A 16,559-nucleotide genomic window follows, 5' to 3' on the forward strand; every position below is an offset into this window, starting at 1 on the left:
GCCGCGGCCCGGACGTCAGGTGCGGCGCACGACGGCGGTGTTGGTGAAGCGGTCCTGGTAACCGCGCAGGTCGCCGTCGGTGAACAACGCGGGCACGATGAAGAACACCAGCAGCCCGCGCACCGTGGCCCGGCCGAGGCCGACATGCATACGGTTGTCGATCGAGGCCACGCGCAACCCGAGCGCGAACTGGCCGGGGGTGAAGCCGTACAGCCGCACCGAGATGATGCCCAGCAGCAGCCAGACCAGCGCGATCGAGGTCGACCCCATCGGCGTGTACAGAAAATCGTCCCGGCTGACCAGCCCGACCCCGACGACCAGCCCCACCAGCCCGTAGGCGATGAACCAGTCGATCAGCAGTGCGGCGATGCGCCTGCCGAACCGGGCGATCGAGCCCGGGCCGGTCTCGGGCAAGCCGAGACGCTGTCCCGGGTAGTCGCTGGGTCCCAGGTCACTGCTCGGTCCCGACAACCAGGACCCCATTGCGCGGGCCATGGTGACAGGATATGTGTGGACCCGTCCAGGGCCATCGGCCGCCAGCATCCAGCCACCGAGGCGACATTGCGTAACTTCGGCGCAACATACGGTTGACGACCGTGCAACATCGTGTCCTTAGCGTCAACGCGCGGGTTACGAAATATAAGGAGAGAACTCAGTGGCAGAAAAGACCGCCGACGACATTCTCAAGCTGATCAAGGACGAAGACGTAGAGTACGTCGACATTCGGTTCTGCGATCTGCCCGGCGTCGTTCAACACTTCTCGATCCCGGCTACGGCCTTCACGCAGGATGTCTTCGAAGATGGCCTGGCCTTCGACGGCTCGTCGGTGCGGGGATTCCAGTCGATCCACGAATCCGACATGATGCTGCTGCCGGATCCCGAGACCGCACGCATCGACCCGTTCCGCGCCGCCAAGACGCTGAACGTCAACTTCTTCGTGCACGATCCGTTCACCCGTGAGGCGTACTCGCGTGACCCGCGCAACGTGGCCCGCAAGGCGGAGAACTACCTGGCCAGCACCGGCATCGCGGACACCGCCTACTTCGGCGCCGAAGCCGAGTTCTACATCTTCGACTCGGTGTCGTTCGACTCGCAGATGAACAGCACGTTCTACGAGATCGACTCGGAGGCTGGGTGGTGGAACACCGGCGAGGCGGTCGAGTCCGATGGCAGCGTCAACCGCGGCTACAAGGTCCGCCCCAAGGGCGGCTACTTCCCCGTCGCGCCGTATGACCACTTCGTCGACCTGCGCGACCAGATGTGCACCAACCTGCAGAACGCCGGCTTCGTCCTGGAGCGCGGTCACCACGAGGTCGGCACCGCCGGTCAGGCCGAGATCAACTACAAGTTCAACACGATGCTGCACGCGGCCGATGACCTGCTGCTGTTCAAGTACATCATCAAGAACACCGCATGGCAGGCCGGCAAGACTGTGACGTTCATGCCCAAGCCGCTGTTCGGCGACAACGGCTCCGGTATGCACGCACACCAGTCGCTGTGGAAGGACGGTCAGCCGCTGTTCCACGACGAGTCGGGCTACGCGGGCCTGTCCGACACCGCGCGCCACTACATCGGCGGCATCCTGCACCACGCGCCGTCACTGCTGGCGTTCACCAACCCGACGGTGAACTCCTACAAGCGGCTGGTGCCCGGCTACGAGGCGCCGATCAACCTGGTGTACAGCCAGCGGAACCGCAGCGCATGCGTGCGCATCCCGATCACCGGCAACAACCCGAAGGCCAAGCGCCTGGAGTTCCGCTGCCCGGACAGTTCGGGCAACCCGTACCTGGCGTTCGCGGCGATGCTGATGGCCGGCCTGGACGGCATCAAGAAGAAGATGGAGCCGTTGGCACCCGTCGACAAGGATCTCTACGAGTTGCCGCCCGACGAGGCCGCCAACATCCCGCAGGCGCCGACCTCGCTGTCGGCGGTCATCGACCGGCTCGAGGAGGATCACGAATACCTCACCGAGGGCGGGGTTTTCACCGAGGATCTGATCGAGACCTGGATCGCCTACAAGCGGGAGAACGAGATCCTGCCGGTGCAGGTCCGGCCGCACCCGTATGAGATCGCGCTGTACTACGACGTGTAACCACAACTGACCGATTCGGGCCGGGCGACTTCGACGCGCCCGGCCCGAATCGGCGTTAGGGTCTGTCAATGACGACCCTGAACAATCGCCTGAACTCCTACTCCCCCGCGGCGTTGCTCGCCTTCCGCGTCTTCTTCGGTCTGCTGTTCGCCGTCCACGGCTCGGCAAAGTTGTTCGGCTGGCCGCTGGGCTCCTCGGTGCCGGTCGGTAGCTGGCCGATGTGGTGGGCGGGGGTGATCGAACTGGTCGCCGGTCTTCTGATCACCGTCGGACTGTTCACCCGCGTCGCGGCGGTCATCGCCTCCGGTGAGATGGCCGTGGCGTACTTCTGGCAGCACTGGCCGCCGCTGGAGGGCGAGCCGCCGAGCTTCTGGCCGATGGCCAACGGCGGCGAGCCGGCGGTGCTGTTCTGCATCGGGTTCCTGTTGTTGGCCGCCATCGGCCCCGGTGTCTATTCCGTCGACGGTAGGCGCCGGCCCGTCGGCGCCGCGACCACCACCGCGGCGCCGCCGGCGCGCGGCGGCCTGCTGAGCAGGTTCCGCCGCCGTTAATCCAGCGCCATATCCTTGCGGAACTTACGCATTCCGTCGATCTTCTCGGCCAGCGACGCCTGCGGCCCGCTGTAGAACATCCACGGCATCGTGATGATCCCGGTGATGCCGCCGGCCTGTGCGCGGTCGTAATGCTCGGGGGTGAACGCGTCGGTCAGCGGGGTGAGCACGGTGAAATCGTCCATCGACAACCCGCTTTCGGCGCGCAGTTGCCTCAACCGCTCGACACGTTCGAGCGCGCGCTCGGTGGTGATCAGATCGCCGATCCACCCGTCGTGGCGCGCGGCGCGGCGCAACGCGATGTCAGACAACCCGCCGACATAGATGGGAATGTGCGGCGGGGTGGGTTCCATCTCCAGCCGCGGGGTCTGATAGAACTCGCCGTCGAACTCCGTCCAGCCGGGCCGCCACAGTTCCTTCATCAACTCGAGCATCTCGTCGGTGCGCTTACCACGGCGGTCGAACCGCTGGCCCATCAACGTGAACTCTTCTTTGCACCAGCCGACCCCGATGCCGAGTTCGAGCCGCCCTCCGGCCAGGTATGCGGCGGTGCCAATGGATTTCGCCGCCGAGTATGGATCACGCATCGCGGGCAGATACACCGTGGTGACGAACCTCAGCCGGGTGGTCGCCAGAGCGATCGCGCCGATCATCACCCACGGATCGGGCCAGTCGGTGAACGCCTCCCAGCGGCGTTTGCCGTCCTTGGTGTAGGGATACGGCGTCGCCAGTGTCTCGAGGTTCACCACGTGGTCGGGGATGCCGATCCCGTCATAGCCGAGATCATCTGCGGCCTTGGCGACTTCCACGGCCTCACCGGTGTCGAGAAAGGCGGTGCTGACATAGAACTTCAGAGCCACGTCAGCCCGCATCCCTTGCCCACGCCGGCACGATGAACACGCCTTCGGCCTCCACGGTGGCGCCGTCGGCGTCGCTGAGGTAGCCCCGCGCATAGGTTTTCGCGCCTTCGGGCCCTGTCGCCTCGTGGATTGCCGGTGGCGGTGCGCTGTTCGCGTTCGAGCACCTCGGTGACCGCGTCGATGGACGCTTGCGCCTCGCGCACGGTGTCCTCGTCCACGTCGGTGTGCAGAGCCGCCGCGATGAGCCTGTGCAGCGACTCGGTCAGCGGCCCGTACAGCAACCGCTGACGCTCATACTCGTCCGCCGTGACGATGTCATAGCCGAAATCCATGCTCATTGGCGCTGTCTATCCATCAAAGACCTTTCGTACCACCGCTTTTGCCCGACGGGTCACCCTCAGGTAGTTGTCGAGGAACTCGCCGCCGTCGCCACTCTCCCACCCTGCGGCCACCGCGACGGCGTTGAGTTGCCGACCGGGGCCCGGCAGCTGGTCGGTCGGTTTACCACGCACCAGCACCAGCGCGTTGCGGGCGGCGGTGGCGGTCAACCACGCCTGCCGCAGCAACTCCACATCACCCTCGGCGATCAGCTCGGCCGCGGCGATCGCGTCGAGCGCCTCCAGCGTCGACGTGGTGTGCAGCGCCGCCACCTCGTGAGCGTGCCGCAGCTGCAGAAGCTGCACGGTCCATTCGATGTCGGCCAGCCCGCCGCGTCCCAGCTTCGTATGCGTGTTGGGGTCCGCGCCGCGCGGCAGCCGCTCGGCGTCCACCCGCGCCTTGATCCGCCGGATCTCGCGGATACCCTCGGCCGACATGCCGCCGGGCCGATACCGGATCTTGTCCACCATCAACAGGAACCGCTCCCCCAGGTCGAGATCGCCGGCGACCCGATGGGCCCGCAGCAGCGCCTGGACCTCCCACGGCTGCACCCACTGCGTGTAGTACGCCTCATACGACGCCAGCGTGCGCACCAGCGGCCCGTTGCGGCCCTCGGGCCGCAACGTCGCGTCTATCTCCAGCGGCGGGTCGGGGCTGGGCGCACCGAGCAACGTGCCCACCTGCTCGGCGACCGTCGTCGCCCAGCGAACGGCGACCGACTCGTCGACCCCTTCGTCGGGTTCGCACACGAACATCACGTCGGCGTCCGAGCCGTAGCCCAGCTCGGCGCCGCCCAACCTGCCCATCCCGATCACCGCGATGCGGGCGGGAACCGCGTCCTCGCCGGTGTTGGCGCGGATCACCGATTCCAGCGCGGCCTGCAGCACCGCCACCCACACCGACGTCAACGCCGCACAGACATCGGTCACCTCGAGCATGCCGAGCAGGTCCGCGGACGCGATCCTGGCCAGCTCGCGGCGGCGCAGAGTGCGTGCGGCGGCGATGGCCCGCTCCGGCTCGGGATGCCTTCCGGCGGAGGCGATCAGCGCGCGGGCCACCCCGTCGGGATCGACGTCGCACAGCTTGGGGCCGTCGGGTCCGTCGGCGTAGAGCTGGATCACCTCGGGTGCGCGCATCAGGAGTTCGGGGATGTAGGCCGACGTGCCCAACACCGTCATCAGCCGTTTGGCCACCGCACCCTCGTCGCGCAGCGTCGACAGATACCACCGGTGCTCGACGAGCGCCTCGCTGATGCGTCGGTAGGCCAGCAGCCCGCCGTCGGGATCCGGCGTGTCGGACAACCAGTCCAGCAGCGTCGGCAGCAGCACCCGCTGCACCCGGCTGCGTCTGACGCTGCCCGCGGTCAGCGCCGCCAGGTGCGTCAACGCGCTCTGCGGACCTTCGTAGCCGAGCGCTGCCAGCTGCCGTTCGGCGGCCTCCTGCGTCATCCCTACCGAGATTCCAAGCGCGGCTTGACCGACTGACTCCAGCAGCGGTTGGTAGAACAGCTTGGCGTGCAGGCGTGACACCCGCATGCTTTGACGCTTGAGTTCTTCGCGCAGCACCCCCAGGGCGTCGTGGGTGCCGTCGGGGCGGATATGCGCGGCCCGCGCCAGCCAGCGCAGCGCCTCGTCGTCGTCCTCGTCGGGAAGCATGTGGGTGCGCTTGAGCCGCTGCAGCTGCAGCCGGTGCTCGAGCAGCCGCAGGAACTCGTATGAGGCGGTGAGGTTGGCAGCGTCGTCACGACCGACGTATCCGGCCGCCCCGAGCGCCGCCAGCGCGTCGACCGTGGAGGCCACCCGCAGCGACTCGTCGTTGCGGCCGTGCACCAATTGCAGCAGCTGCACCGCGAACTCGACGTCGCGCAGGCCGCCGGTGCCGAGCTTGATCTCACGGCTGCGCACCCCGGCGGGCACGAGTTCCTCGACGCGCCGGCGCATGGCCTGCACCTCGGACACGAAATCCTCACGCTCGCAGGCGGTCCACACCATCGGCATCAGCGCGTCGACGTAGGCCTGCCCCAGTTCGGCGTCGCCCGCGGCGGGTCTGGCCTTCATCAGCGCCTGGAACTCCCACGTCTTGGCCCACCGCTGGTAGTAGGCGATGTGGGAATCCAAGGTGCGCACCAGCTGACCGCGTTTTCCCTCCGGCCGCAACGCGGCATCGACCTCGAAGAAGGCGTCGGCGGCGAACCGCATCATCTCGCCGGCCACCCGGGTCGCCAGTGCCAGATCGGTTTCGTCGTTGGCGGCCACAAAGATCACGTCGACGTCGCTGACGTAGTTGAGTTCTCGCGCACCGCATTTGCCCATCGCGATCATCGCGAGCCGCGGGGCCTCTTCGGGCTTCAGCCCTATCGAGGTGATCGCCACCGTCAACGCGGCGGTCAGCGCGGCGTCCGCCAGATCCGACAGGTGCGCCGCGACCGTCTTGAACGGTAGAACGGGTTCGTTCTCCACGGTGGAGGCCAGGTCCAGTCCGGCCAGCACCATCAGCCGGTCGCGGTACAGCGTGCGCAACGGCTGCAGCGCAGCGTTTGCGGCGGTGAATTCCCCGGCCAGCGACCCGAACATGTCCTTCAGTTCCTCGGCCGTCGGCAAGGCCACCTCGCCGGACAGCAGACGCCAGGAGTCCGGGTGAGCGATCAGGTGGTCGGCCAGCGCCAGCGACGACCCGAGGATGCTGAACAGCCGGCCGCGCAGCGGGCGGTCGGTCATCAACTGCTCGTTGAGCTCGGCCCAGTCGGCCCCGACCGCGTCGGCCAGCCGCACCACTGCCTTCAGCGCCGTGTCGGCGTCGGGCGCGCGCGACAGCGACCACAGCAGATCGGTGTGGTCGTCGGTGTTCCAGCCGAGCCGATCCAGATCGGCGGGCGCGGACGGTTCGACCAGTCCCAGCCGGCCTACGCTGGGCAGCTTCGGACGCTGCGTCGCAGGTTTGGCCACATCTGGACGGTAGCGCAAGGGCCCGCGGCTACAGCGACAAGTACGACTTCAGCTCGTACGGCGTGACGTGGCTGCGGTAGTTCTCCCACTCGGCGTACTTGTTGCGCAGGAAGTAGTCGAAGACGTGCTCGCCCAACGCTTCCGCGACCAGTTCGGAGTTCTCCATTTCGGTCAGCGCCATGCCCAGGCTCGACGGCAGCTCCTTGTAGCCCATGGCGTTGCGTTCCTCGGGGGTGAGGTTCCAGACGTTGTCCTCGGCCTCCGGGCCCAGCACGTAGTCCTTCTCGATGCCGCGCAGGCCCGCGGCCAGCAGCACCGCGAAGGTCAGGTACGGGTTGCAGGCCGAGTCGGGGCTGCGCACTTCGACGCGCCGCGACGACGCCTTGCGCGGCGTGTACATCGGCACCCGCACCAGCGCCGAGCGGTTGGCCGCGCCCCACGACGCCGCGGTCGGCGCCTCCCCGCCGTGTATCAGCCGCTTGTAGGAGTTCACCCACTGGTTGGTGACCGCGCTGATCTCGTTGGCGTGCTCGAGGATGCCCGCGATGAACGACTTGGCGACCTTGGACAGTTGCAGCGGGTCTTCCGGGCTGTGGAACGCGTTGACCTCGCCCTCGAACAGGCTCATGTGGGTGTGCATCGCCGATCCGGGGTGTTCGGCGAACGGCTTGGGCATGAAGGTGGCGCGCACGCCCTCGCCGAGCGCCACCTCCTTGACCACGTAGCGGAACGTCATGACGTTGTCGGCCATCGACAGCGCGTCGGCGTAACGCAGGTCGATCTCCTGCTGGCCCGGCGCGCCCTCGTGGTGGCTGAACTCCACGGAGATGCCCATCTGTTCGAGCGCATCGATGGCGTGGCGGCGAAAGTTGGGGGCGGCGTCGTGCACGGCCTGATCGAAGTAGCCGCCGTTGTCGGCGGGCACCGGCGGGGTTCCGTCATTCTCGCCGGGCTTGAGCAGAAAGAACTCGATCTCCGGATGCACGTAGCAGGAGAACCCCAGGTCGCCGGCCTTGGACAGCTGCCGGCGCAGCACGTGACGCGAGTCCGCCCATGACGGTGAGCCGTCGGGCATGGTGATGTCGCAGAACATCCGCGCCGAATGGTGCCCGCCCCCGCTGGACATCCACGGCAGCACCTGGAAGGTGGACGGATCGGGCCTGGCGATCATGTCGGCCTCCGAGACGCGGGCGAAACCCTCGATCGCCGAACCGTCGAAGCCGATCCCCTCCTCGAACGCCCCCTCGAGCTCGGCGGGCGCGATCGCGACCGACTTGAGGTATCCGAGCACATCGGTGAACCACAGCCGGACGAAGTGGATGTCGCGTTCTTCCAGCGTGCGCAGCACGAATTCCTTCTGCCGATCCATGTCCGCAGCGTAGGTCCGGGCTGTTAAATCGGTGTTACACGGCGGCTGCGACCGGTGACGATCAGCACCGCAGGCCGTCGGGCGGCACGGTCAGATCGACCATGAAGTTCACCACCGCGGTGTCCACGCAGGCGTCGCCGTTGAAGACGACGGTGTGCTGGCGGCCCTCGAAGGTGATCAGCGAGGCCTGCATCTGACGGGCCAGGTCGACACCGGCTTGGTGGGGCGTGGCCGGATCGCCGGTGGTCGACACCACCAGGACCTTGCCCGGTCCGGGTGACGATGCGGGGCCTGGTGACGACGTCGGCGGCACCGGCCACATCGCACACAGGTCACGCGGGGCGAGCCCGGTGAAGCCGCCGTAGGCGATGAACGGCGCCACCTGGCGGACCTGCGCGTCCACCGCCACCCACGACGCGGTGTCGGCCGGATACGGCGCGTCGACGCAGCGGATGGCCAGAAACGCGTCCTGCTGGTTGGTGTAGTGCCCGGACTCGTCGCGACGCTGGTAGTCGTCGGCCAACAGCAGCAGATCGCCGGCGTCGGTGCCGCGCTGCAGGCCGAGCAGCCCGCTGGTGAGGTACTTCCAGTAGCGCTGGGAGTAGAGCGCGTTGACCGTCCCGGTGATGGCGTCGGCGTAGCTCAGCCCACGCGGATCGGAGGTGTAGGCGGGCCGCTGCACCAACGGGTCCACCAGCTGGCGGTAGCGGGCGACGAACTGCGCCGGATCGGTGCCCAGCGGGCAGTCCGGGGACGACGCGCAGTCTGTCGCGTATTCCTCGAAAGCCCTTTGGAAGCCCACCATTTGGCGGATCCTGGCGGCGATCGGATCCAGTCCGGGGTCGATGGCACCGTCGAGCACCATCGCCCGCACCCGCTCGCCGAAGTGTTCGGCGTAGGCCGCGCCGAGTTGGGTGCCGTAGGAGAAGCCCAGGTAGTTGATCTGGTTCTCACCGAGCGCGGCGCGTACCACGTCCATGTCGCGTACCGCCGACGCGGTGCCGATGTTGGCCAGGAACTCGGCGCCCATTCTGTCGACGCAACTCCGGGCGAGCTGCGCGTACAGCTGCTCGATGCGTGCGACCCCGGCCGGGCTGTAATCGACCATCGGTTCGCGACGGTAGGCGTCGAACTCCGCGTCGGTGCGGCAGCGCAGTTCCGGGGTGGAGAACCCGACACCGCGCGGGTCGAAGCCGACCAGATCGAAGCGACGACCGATCTCGGTGTCGGCCAGCGCTGCGCCCATCCCCGCGACGGTCTTGACCGCCGACGCACCAGGGCCGCCGGGGTTCACCATCAGCACCCCGATCCGGTCGCCGGTGGCGGGCACCCGGATCACCGCCAAGTGGGCATGTGCGGCTTGAGGATTGGCGGCGTCATTCCAGTCGACGGGTACCGCGACGGTGGCGCACTCTGCGGTGGGGATCTTGCTGGTGTCGGCGATCCACTGTTGGCAACCACCCCACGCCGGTGGCTGCCCGTAGAGCGCGACGGACTGCCCGTCGGGTGCGGCCGACGCGTTCGGAAGCGCCGTCGGCACGGCAAGCGTCATCGCCAGCAAGACGATGTACACCAGCCGACCCGCCCGCCACATGGCAGCAATCGTGGCATGCCGGGGGGACAGCGATCGCGGCCGCGATCCAACGGTGACCGGGATGTGATCTGGCGGTGCGCCGCAGATCAGCTGCAGCGGGTGTCCGGCGGTGGCACGGTCAGGTCGATCAGGTAGCGCGACGCGATGTCGTCGATGCACTGGTTGCCCTGAAACACGACGGTGTGCTGGGTGCCCTCGTAGGTGAGCAGGGTGCCGCCGAGTTGTTGGGCCAACTCCTCGCCCGCCTCATACGGCGTGGCCGGGTCATTGGTCGTGGACACCACCAGCACCGGCGGCAGCCCGCTGACCTCGATCTCGTGGGGTTCGCTCGTCGGCGGCACCGGCCAGAACGCGCAGGTGTTCAGCGGTGCGTGGCCGGTGAACTCGCCGTAGCTCAAGAACGGCGCCGCTTCGCGGACCCGGCGGTCCTCCTCGGCGACCTTCGCCCGGTCGGTCACCGCGGGTTTGTCGACGCAGTTGACGGCCACCCGGGCGTCGGTCGAGTTGTTGTAGTGGCCGTTCTGGTCGCGGCCCATGTAGAGGTCCGCCAGCGCCAGCATGGTGTCGCCGGTACCGTCTTTGAGTTCACTGAGCGCCTGGGTCAGATGACGCCACAGGTTCGGCGAATACAGCGGCAGGATCGTGCCCACGATCGCGTCGGAGTAGCTCAAGCCACGCGGGTCCCTGGTCCGCGCCGGCTTCTCCACCAGCGGGTCGACCAGGCTGTGGTAGACGTCGTTGGCCTTCGCGGGGTCGTCGCCGAGCGGGCAGTCCGGGTGGGTGGCCGCGCAGTCGGCGGCGTAGTCGTTGAACGCGGTCTGGAATGCCGCGGCCTGGCGGACGTTGGCCTCGATCGGGTCGGCGTTGGGGTCGACGGCGCCGTCGAGGACCATCGCCCGCACCTTGTCCGGGTAGTTCTCGGCGTAGGTGGAGCCGATCCGGGTGCCGTACGAGTAGCCCAGATAGGTCAGCTTCTCGTCGCCGACCGCCTCACGGATCGCATCGAGATCCCTGGCCACGTTGGCGGTGCCGATGTTGGCCAGGAACTCCTCGCCCATCTTGTCGACACAGCGCTGCACGAACGCCTTGGTCTCCTCCTCGATCTCGGCGACGCCTTCCTCCGAGTAGTCGACCTGCGGGTCGGCCCGCAGCCGGTCGTTGTCGGCGTCGGAGTTGCACCACAGCGCCGGGGTGGAGTTCGCGACGCCGCGGGGGTCGAACCCGACGAGGTCGAAGCGCTCGCGCACCGACTCCGGCAGCGACGAAACGACGTTGGCGGCGGCCTCCACGCCGGACTCGCCCGGTCCGCCGGGGTTGATGATCAGCGAACCGATCTTCTCGCCGGTCGCCCTGAACCGGATCAGCGCGATCCGCGCGACGTCGCCGTCAGGCTCGTCGTAGTTGACCGGCACCGACAACATGCCGCATTCGGCGCCCTCGGGCACACGCGCCTCCGCGCCGCCCTCGAGTTGGCACGGCGCCCACTGCACCGGGGTACCGGGCCGCGGCACCGCAACGACGGCGCGCCCGTCGACCGTCGTGCTGCAACCGGCGACGAGCAGCAGCGTGGCGGTCGCGAGGACCCCGATCTTGAGGTTCATGGCACCACATGCTGCCATGACCCCGGATATGTGCTGGCGAGGCGGTTATCGGGAGGCCGCGAGCAACTCATCGAGCGCGGCCTGAAAGTCGTCGGCCATATCCCACAGATCGGGCAGTAGGTCCGGGCACGACACGATGCCGACGTCGAGTTTTCCGTTCAGCGACATCACGGTGATGTTCAACCCCGAACCGTGGAAGATCGGGCCCAGCGGATACATCGACTTGGCTTCGCAACCCAGGTAGTACAGCGGGACCTGCGGGCCGGGCACGTTGGAGATGACGAGGTTGTGCACCGGCCTGGCGCCGCTGAGCCGGCTCGCGGCGTACACGCGCATCGCGACCCCGAACACCGCCGGCGCGGCGAACTGCGTCCAGTCCTGCAGCAGCGTCGCCCCGATCGCCGAACTATGTTGTTTGGCAACCGAATTGGCTTCGGCGATTGACTTCAGCCGCTCGACGGGGTCCTTGATGTGGGTCTCCAGCCGGGAGAACATGCCCGACACCTGGTTTCGCCCCGGCCGGTCGGACCTGTCGTGCACCGACACGGGCACCATCGCGACCAGCGAGCCGTCCGGCAGCGCGCCGCGGTCATCCAGAAACTTGCGCAGCACCCCGGAGACCAGTGCCATCACCACGTCGTTGACCTTGACCCCGAAGCGGTTCTTCACCGTCTTGATGTCCTCGAGGTCGAGCTCGGTGAACGCGACGTTGCGGTGCGCGGTGACGTTGGCGTTGAAGACGGTCTGCGGGGCGGAGAACGGTGTCGCCATGGTCAGCCCGGTGCGCGCGCGTCGGACGGTGTCCACGACCGAGGTCACCGTCGTCGGCAGCGCGTTGACGAGCTTGAGCGGGCGGGTGGCGAACCGCAGCGCACCGCTGACGGCGATCTCGAGCGAGCTGGCGTCGCCGGATCCCTCGACCGGCGCCGGCGGAGGCGCGTCGGGTTCGGTGCTGCACAGCTGCGACATCATGCTGGCGCCCGTCACCCCGTCCACCCCGGCGTGGTGCACCTTGGTCATCACCACGAGGCGACCGCCCTCGTACGGATTGGTGCCGTCGATGTTCTCGATGACCCACTTCTCCCACAGCGGACGGCTGCGGTCCAGCGGCAAAGACGCGATGTGCCCGCAGATCTCGGCGAGTTCGCGGGGCCCGCCCGGCCCGGGCAGGCCGATGCGGTGCAAATGATGGTCGACGACGAAATCGGGGTCTTCCACCCACACCGGATGATCGAGGTTGAACCGGCTGTCGGCCAGCTTCTCGCGGAACTGCGGCATCGCCTTGATCCGCTCGCTCAACGCCTCGCGGAACCGGTCGAACGTGTACCCGCCCGGCATGGTCGACGTGTCGAGTTCGAGGATCGAGCACACGTGCAGGGGCTGTTTGGTGGTCTCGAGGTAGAGGAAGCTGGCGTCGAGTCCGCTGAGCCGCTGCATGCCGCGATGGTATGCCGGTCGACGGCGAGTGTGAGGAAATCCACTCAACACGCCTTTTAACTTTCCGCGGCCGTGGTGGCAGACTGACGAGGTCAGACGAAACCCGGGGACCGTTCCGGCCTCGAGGATTCGACCCGACCCACCCATAGGGGACAACGATGTCTGAGCAGACCGTCTACGGCGCTGCCTCCGCACCGCGGACCAAAACGCGCGTCCATCACCTTCAGAAGTGGAAGGCCGAGGGGCACAAGTGGGCCATGTTGACGGCCTACGACTACTCCACCGCCCGGATTTTCGACGACGCCGGCATCCCGGTGCTGCTCGTCGGCGATTCGGCGGCCAACGTGGTCTACGGCTATGACACCACCGTGCCGGTGACCATCGACGAGCTCATCCCGCTGGTGCGCGGGGTGGTGCGCGGCGCCCCGCACGCGCTGGTTGTCGCCGACATGCCGTTCGGCAGCTACGAGTCCGGCGCCACCCACGCCCTGCAGACGGCCACCCGGTTCCTGAAGGAGACCGGCGCGCACGCGGTCAAGCTCGAGGGCGGCGAACGCGTCGCCGACCAGATCGCGACGATCAGCGCCGCGGGCATCCCGGTGATGGCGCACATCGGGTTCACCCCGCAGAGCGTCAACGGGTTGGGCGGATTCCGCGTCCAGGGCCGCGGCGACGCCGCCGAGCAGACCATCCACGACGCGATCGCCGTCCAGGAGGCCGGTGCGTTCTGCGTGGTCATGGAGATGGTGCCCGCCGAACTGGCCACCCAGATCACCGGCAAGCTGACGATCCCCACCATCGGTATCGGCGCCGGGCCCAACTGCGACGCCCAGGTGCTGGTCTGGCAGGACATGGCCGGGCTCACCAGCGGCAAGACGGCCAAGTTCGTCAAGCGGTTCGGCGACGTCGGTGCCGAATTGCACCGTGCTGCAACGCAATACGCCGAAGAGGTGGCCGGCGGGGTGTTTCCCGCCGACGAGCACTCGTTCTGATCCAGCCGAGCAGACGCGAAAACCCTCAAAATCGGCGAGTTTTGGGGGTTTTCGCGTCTGTTCGCGCTACCGCTACCGAAACTCGGCTTTGCGCTTGGCCAAGAACGCGTCGACGCCCTCGCGACCGTCGGCCGATCCGGCGCGCTCGGCGATCAGGCGGCTCTCGTGCTCCATCTGCTCTTCCAGCCCGTTCTTGAACGTGCCGAGCAGAAGCGCCTTGACCCCTCCGTTGGACCCGGCTGACGTAGCGGCCATCCGGTCGGCGAGTTGCGCGGTCCGGTCGGCCAGCTCGGCGTCGGCCACGACCTCGGTGACCAGTCCCCACTGCGACGCTTCCTGCGCGGACAGCGTGCGGTTGGTCAGCATGAGTTCCTTGGTCTTCGTGACACCGATCAGCCGCGGCAGAAAGTAGGACGCGCTGCCGTCGGGGCTCAGCCCGACCCGGGTGTAGGCCATCGTGAACGACGCGGACTCCGCGGCCAGCACCAAGTCGCCGGTGACCGCGACGGAGAAGCCCGCACCGGCTGCGGTGCCGTTGACGGAGGTGATCAGCACGGCGTTCATCCGCGCGAAACTCGAGATCGCGCGGTGCAGATCGTCGGCGACGCCCTTGACGTGCTGACCGCGGTCAGGCGCGGAGGCGAAGTCCTTCAAGTCGCCCCCGGCGCAGAAGAAGCGGCCGGACCCGGTGAGGACCACCACCTTGGTGGCGTCGGTGTCGCAGCGTTTCGCGGCGTGGGCCAGCTCGCGAGTCATGGTGGCGTTCATGCCATTTGCCGCGTCGGGCCGGTTCAACGTGATCTGGGTGACGGCCCCGGACTGCTCGAACTTGATGGTCTCGTATTCGCTCACCCCTGGACCTTAACCGGCAACGGGTCCCAACTCGCCGGCCAGGTATTCCGCCCGGCATGCGCGGCGGGCCAGCTTGCCGCTGGTGGTCCGCGGGATGGTGCCTGCCGCAACCAGTTTCACGTCGGCGACCGGCAGCGCGTGGTGACGGGACACGGCGGCGCGGATGCCCTCGACCACCGGCTGCGGATCGGCCTTGCCGGCACCGGGGGCACGCTCGGCCACGATCACCAACCGCTCACCGCCCTCACTCGGCACCCCGAACGCGACCACGAACCCGGCCCGTACCGCGGGTGAAACCCCCGCCGCGGTGGCCTCGATGTCCTGCGGATAGTGGTTGCGGCCGTCGACGATGATCATGTCCTTGATCCGGCCGACGATGTAGAGCTCGTTGTCGAGGTACATACCCAGGTCACCGGTGCGCATCCAGTAACCGCCGGGGGGCGCGCCCTCGGCGTGGCTGTCGGCCTCCAGCCGCGACTGCAGCTTGTTCTGGAACACCGATTCGGTCTGGTCGGTGCGGCCCCAGTAGCCGCGCCCGATGTTGATGCCGTGCAGCCAGATCTCGCCCACCTGCCCGTCGGGCAGCTCGCTGCCCGTGTTCGGGTCGACGATGACCGCCCACTGGTCGCGGGCCACCCGGCCACACGACACCTGCGGCACCGCGTTCTCGGCGTCGGGCGCCACCTCGACCGCACGCCCCGCGCCGAGTGCCTCGCGGTCCAGGTACACGGCCTTGGGCTGGGCATCGGGGTCGATCGTGGAGACGAAAAGGGTGGCCTCGGCCATCCCATAGGACGGCTTGATGGTGGTCGGCGGCAGACCGTAGGGGCCGAAGGCGTCGGTGAAGTTCTTGATCGACGCGATGCTGACCGGTTCGGAGCCGTTGATCAGCCCGCCGACGTTGCTCAGGTCGAGGTCCTCGCCCTTGGGCGGCAGGCCGCGCTGCGCGGCGAGGTCGAACGCGAAGTTGGGCGCCGCGGCGAAGGTGCGGCCGTACTTCGACTCGGCCGCGAGCTCGCGGATCCAGCGATACGGCCGACGGACGAACGCCATCGGCGACATCAGCGTGAGCTGTCCGCCGCACAGCGCGGGGAACATCACCATCAGCAGGCCCATGTCGTGAAACAGCGGGAGCCAGCTGACGCTGCGGATGTTGCGGTCCAGGCCGACCGAAAGGATCATCTGCGCGACGTTGGTGCACACCGCGCGGTGCGTGATCTCCACGCCCGCCGGGGTGCGGGTGGAGCCGGACGTGTACTGCAGGTAGGCGATGTCGTCGGTGGCGGCCTCGTACGGCTGGAACAACTCGCCGACGCTGTCGGGCATGGCGTCGACCGCGATGACGCGGGGCCGGCGGACGCGGGGAACCGTCTCGAGCGACTCGTGCACGGCTTGCGCGCCCTCGGTGGTGGTCAGCACCACCGACGGTTCGGAGTCGCCGATCACCGCCCGCAGGCGTTCGGCGTGTCCGGGCAGTTCGGGGGCGAACAACGGCACGGCGATGTTGCCTGCGGCGATCGCCGCGAACAGGCCGATGACGTAGTCGACACCCTGGGGCGCAAGGATCGCGACCCGGTCCCGCGGCGAGGTGACCTGCTGAAGCCGGGCCCCGACCGCACGCATCCGGGCGCCGAGGCGGTTCCAGCTCAGCTCGACGGGCATGCCGTCGGGGTCACCCCGGTAGTCCAGGAACCGGAAGGCCACCGAATCGCCCAGTTCGGCGATGTTGCTCTGGAGATATGACGTCAGCGTGGTGCCCTCCGGGCAGACGATATGTCCCTCGGAGTCCAGGTAATCGCCGATCGATCCCCCAAGCTTCATAAGCACATTTTAAGACTGCTAAGCAAGCTCTAAGGTCCACATGTCTGTGAATGCTGTCACGGGTACG

13 protein-coding genes are annotated in these 16,559 nt (G+C 67.8%); 3 read left to right on the forward strand and 10 right to left on the reverse strand.

Going from position 1 to position 16,559, the window contains the following annotated elements:
* Positions 1-15: 15 nt before the first annotated feature.
* Positions 16-495, reverse strand: coding sequence for an RDD family protein (locus tag MELE44368_RS01240; RefSeq protein ID WP_128106796.1), 480 nt, complete (start codon positions 493-495; stop codon positions 16-18).
* A gap of 160 nt (positions 496-655) precedes the next feature.
* Here MELE44368_RS01240 and glnA (MELE44368_RS01245) point away from each other — a divergent pair, with 160 nt between their 5' ends.
* Positions 656-2,092 (forward strand): type I glutamate--ammonia ligase, encoded by a 1,437-nt coding sequence (gene glnA, locus MELE44368_RS01245; RefSeq protein ID WP_128106797.1) that lies wholly within the window; start codon positions 656-658, stop codon positions 2,090-2,092.
* A 68-nt stretch (positions 2,093-2,160) separates the two neighbouring features.
* A complete protein-coding gene (locus MELE44368_RS01250) occupies positions 2,161-2,643 on the forward strand; it encodes a DoxX family protein (protein WP_128106798.1) in 483 nt (160 codons plus the stop codon).
* Here the strand turns inward: MELE44368_RS01250 and MELE44368_RS01255 are convergent.
* The 7 genes from MELE44368_RS01255 to MELE44368_RS01285 form a co-directional block, all read right to left on the reverse strand.
* On the reverse strand, positions 2,640-3,497 hold the full coding sequence (locus tag MELE44368_RS01255) for a TIGR03619 family F420-dependent LLM class oxidoreductase (protein ID WP_128107002.1): 858 nt from the start codon (positions 3,495-3,497) through the stop codon (positions 2,640-2,642). The genes MELE44368_RS01250 and MELE44368_RS01255 overlap by 4 nt on opposite strands.
* Positions 3,494-3,841: a hypothetical protein gene (locus MELE44368_RS01260; RefSeq protein ID WP_409366088.1), complete on the reverse strand. Its 348-nt coding sequence runs from the start codon at positions 3,839-3,841 to the stop codon at positions 3,494-3,496. Before MELE44368_RS01260 ends, MELE44368_RS01255 begins: the two co-directional genes overlap by 4 nt.
* Before the next feature lie 9 nt (positions 3,842-3,850).
* Positions 3,851-6,826, reverse strand: a complete 2,976-nt coding sequence (locus MELE44368_RS01265; protein WP_128106799.1) for a bifunctional [glutamine synthetase] adenylyltransferase/[glutamine synthetase]-adenylyl-L-tyrosine phosphorylase — start codon at positions 6,824-6,826, stop codon at positions 3,851-3,853.
* A 28-nt stretch (positions 6,827-6,854) separates the two neighbouring features.
* Positions 6,855-8,195 (reverse strand): type I glutamate--ammonia ligase, encoded by a 1,341-nt coding sequence (gene glnA, locus MELE44368_RS01270; RefSeq protein WP_128106800.1) that lies wholly within the window; start codon positions 8,193-8,195, stop codon positions 6,855-6,857.
* 61 nt (positions 8,196-8,256) lie between these two features.
* Positions 8,257-9,747, reverse strand: coding sequence for an alpha/beta hydrolase (locus MELE44368_RS01275; protein WP_276050702.1), 1,491 nt, complete (start codon positions 9,745-9,747; stop codon positions 8,257-8,259).
* Positions 9,748-9,875: 128 nt separating this feature from the next.
* Positions 9,876-11,390: an alpha/beta hydrolase gene (locus MELE44368_RS01280; protein ID WP_128106802.1), complete on the reverse strand. Its 1,515-nt coding sequence runs from the start codon at positions 11,388-11,390 to the stop codon at positions 9,876-9,878.
* 45 nt (positions 11,391-11,435) lie between these two features.
* Positions 11,436-12,827, reverse strand: a complete 1,392-nt coding sequence (locus MELE44368_RS01285; RefSeq protein WP_046751497.1) for a WS/DGAT/MGAT family O-acyltransferase — start codon at positions 12,825-12,827, stop codon at positions 11,436-11,438.
* A 158-nt stretch (positions 12,828-12,985) separates the two neighbouring features.
* Here MELE44368_RS01285 and panB point away from each other — a divergent pair, with 158 nt between their 5' ends.
* The gene (gene panB, locus MELE44368_RS01290; RefSeq protein ID WP_046751496.1) at positions 12,986-13,819 is read left to right on the forward strand and encodes a 3-methyl-2-oxobutanoate hydroxymethyltransferase; all 834 of its coding nucleotides are present in this window, start codon (positions 12,986-12,988) and stop codon (positions 13,817-13,819) included.
* A 72-nt stretch (positions 13,820-13,891) separates the two neighbouring features.
* Here the strand turns inward: panB and MELE44368_RS01295 are convergent, their stop codons facing one another.
* Positions 13,892-14,671, reverse strand: coding sequence for an enoyl-CoA hydratase/isomerase family protein (locus MELE44368_RS01295; RefSeq protein WP_128106803.1), 780 nt, complete (start codon positions 14,669-14,671; stop codon positions 13,892-13,894).
* Between the two features lie 9 nt (positions 14,672-14,680).
* Complete coding sequence (locus tag MELE44368_RS01300) at positions 14,681-16,492, reverse strand: fatty acyl-AMP ligase (RefSeq protein ID WP_128106804.1); 1,812 nt, start codon at positions 16,490-16,492, stop codon at positions 14,681-14,683.
* Between the last annotated feature and the right edge of the window lie 67 nt (positions 16,493-16,559).

Origin of the sequence: Mycolicibacterium elephantis DSM 44368 (assembly GCF_004014805.1) — a bacterium.
Classification (GTDB): domain Bacteria; phylum Actinomycetota; class Actinomycetes; order Mycobacteriales; family Mycobacteriaceae; genus Mycobacterium; species Mycobacterium elephantis.

What these genes read in the sequence shown, in the direction of transcription:
- MELE44368_RS01240 (WP_128106796.1), bottom strand. Translation starts at nt 495, where the DNA reads ATGGCCCGCGCAATGGGGTCCTGGTTGTCGGGACCGAGCAGTGACCTG.
- MELE44368_RS01250 (WP_128106798.1), top strand. Translation starts at nt 2,161, where the DNA reads ATGACGACCCTGAACAATCGCCTGAACTCCTACTCCCCCGCGGCGTTG.
- MELE44368_RS01260 (WP_409366088.1), bottom strand. Translation starts at nt 3,841, where the DNA reads ATGAGCATGGATTTCGGCTATGACATCGTCACGGCGGACGAGTATGAG.
- glnA (WP_128106800.1), bottom strand. Translation starts at nt 8,195, where the DNA reads ATGGATCGGCAGAAGGAATTCGTGCTGCGCACGCTGGAAGAACGCGAC.
- MELE44368_RS01275 (WP_276050702.1), bottom strand. Translation starts at nt 9,747, where the DNA reads ATGACGCTTGCCGTGCCGACGGCGCTTCCGAACGCGTCGGCCGCACCC.
- MELE44368_RS01280 (WP_128106802.1), bottom strand. Translation starts at nt 11,390, where the DNA reads ATGAACCTCAAGATCGGGGTCCTCGCGACCGCCACGCTGCTGCTCGTC.
- MELE44368_RS01285 (WP_046751497.1), bottom strand. Translation starts at nt 12,827, where the DNA reads ATGCAGCGGCTCAGCGGACTCGACGCCAGCTTCCTCTACCTCGAGACC.
- panB (WP_046751496.1), top strand. Translation starts at nt 12,986, where the DNA reads ATGTCTGAGCAGACCGTCTACGGCGCTGCCTCCGCACCGCGGACCAAA.
- MELE44368_RS01300 (WP_128106804.1), bottom strand. Translation starts at nt 16,492, where the DNA reads ATGAAGCTTGGGGGATCGATCGGCGATTACCTGGACTCCGAGGGACAT.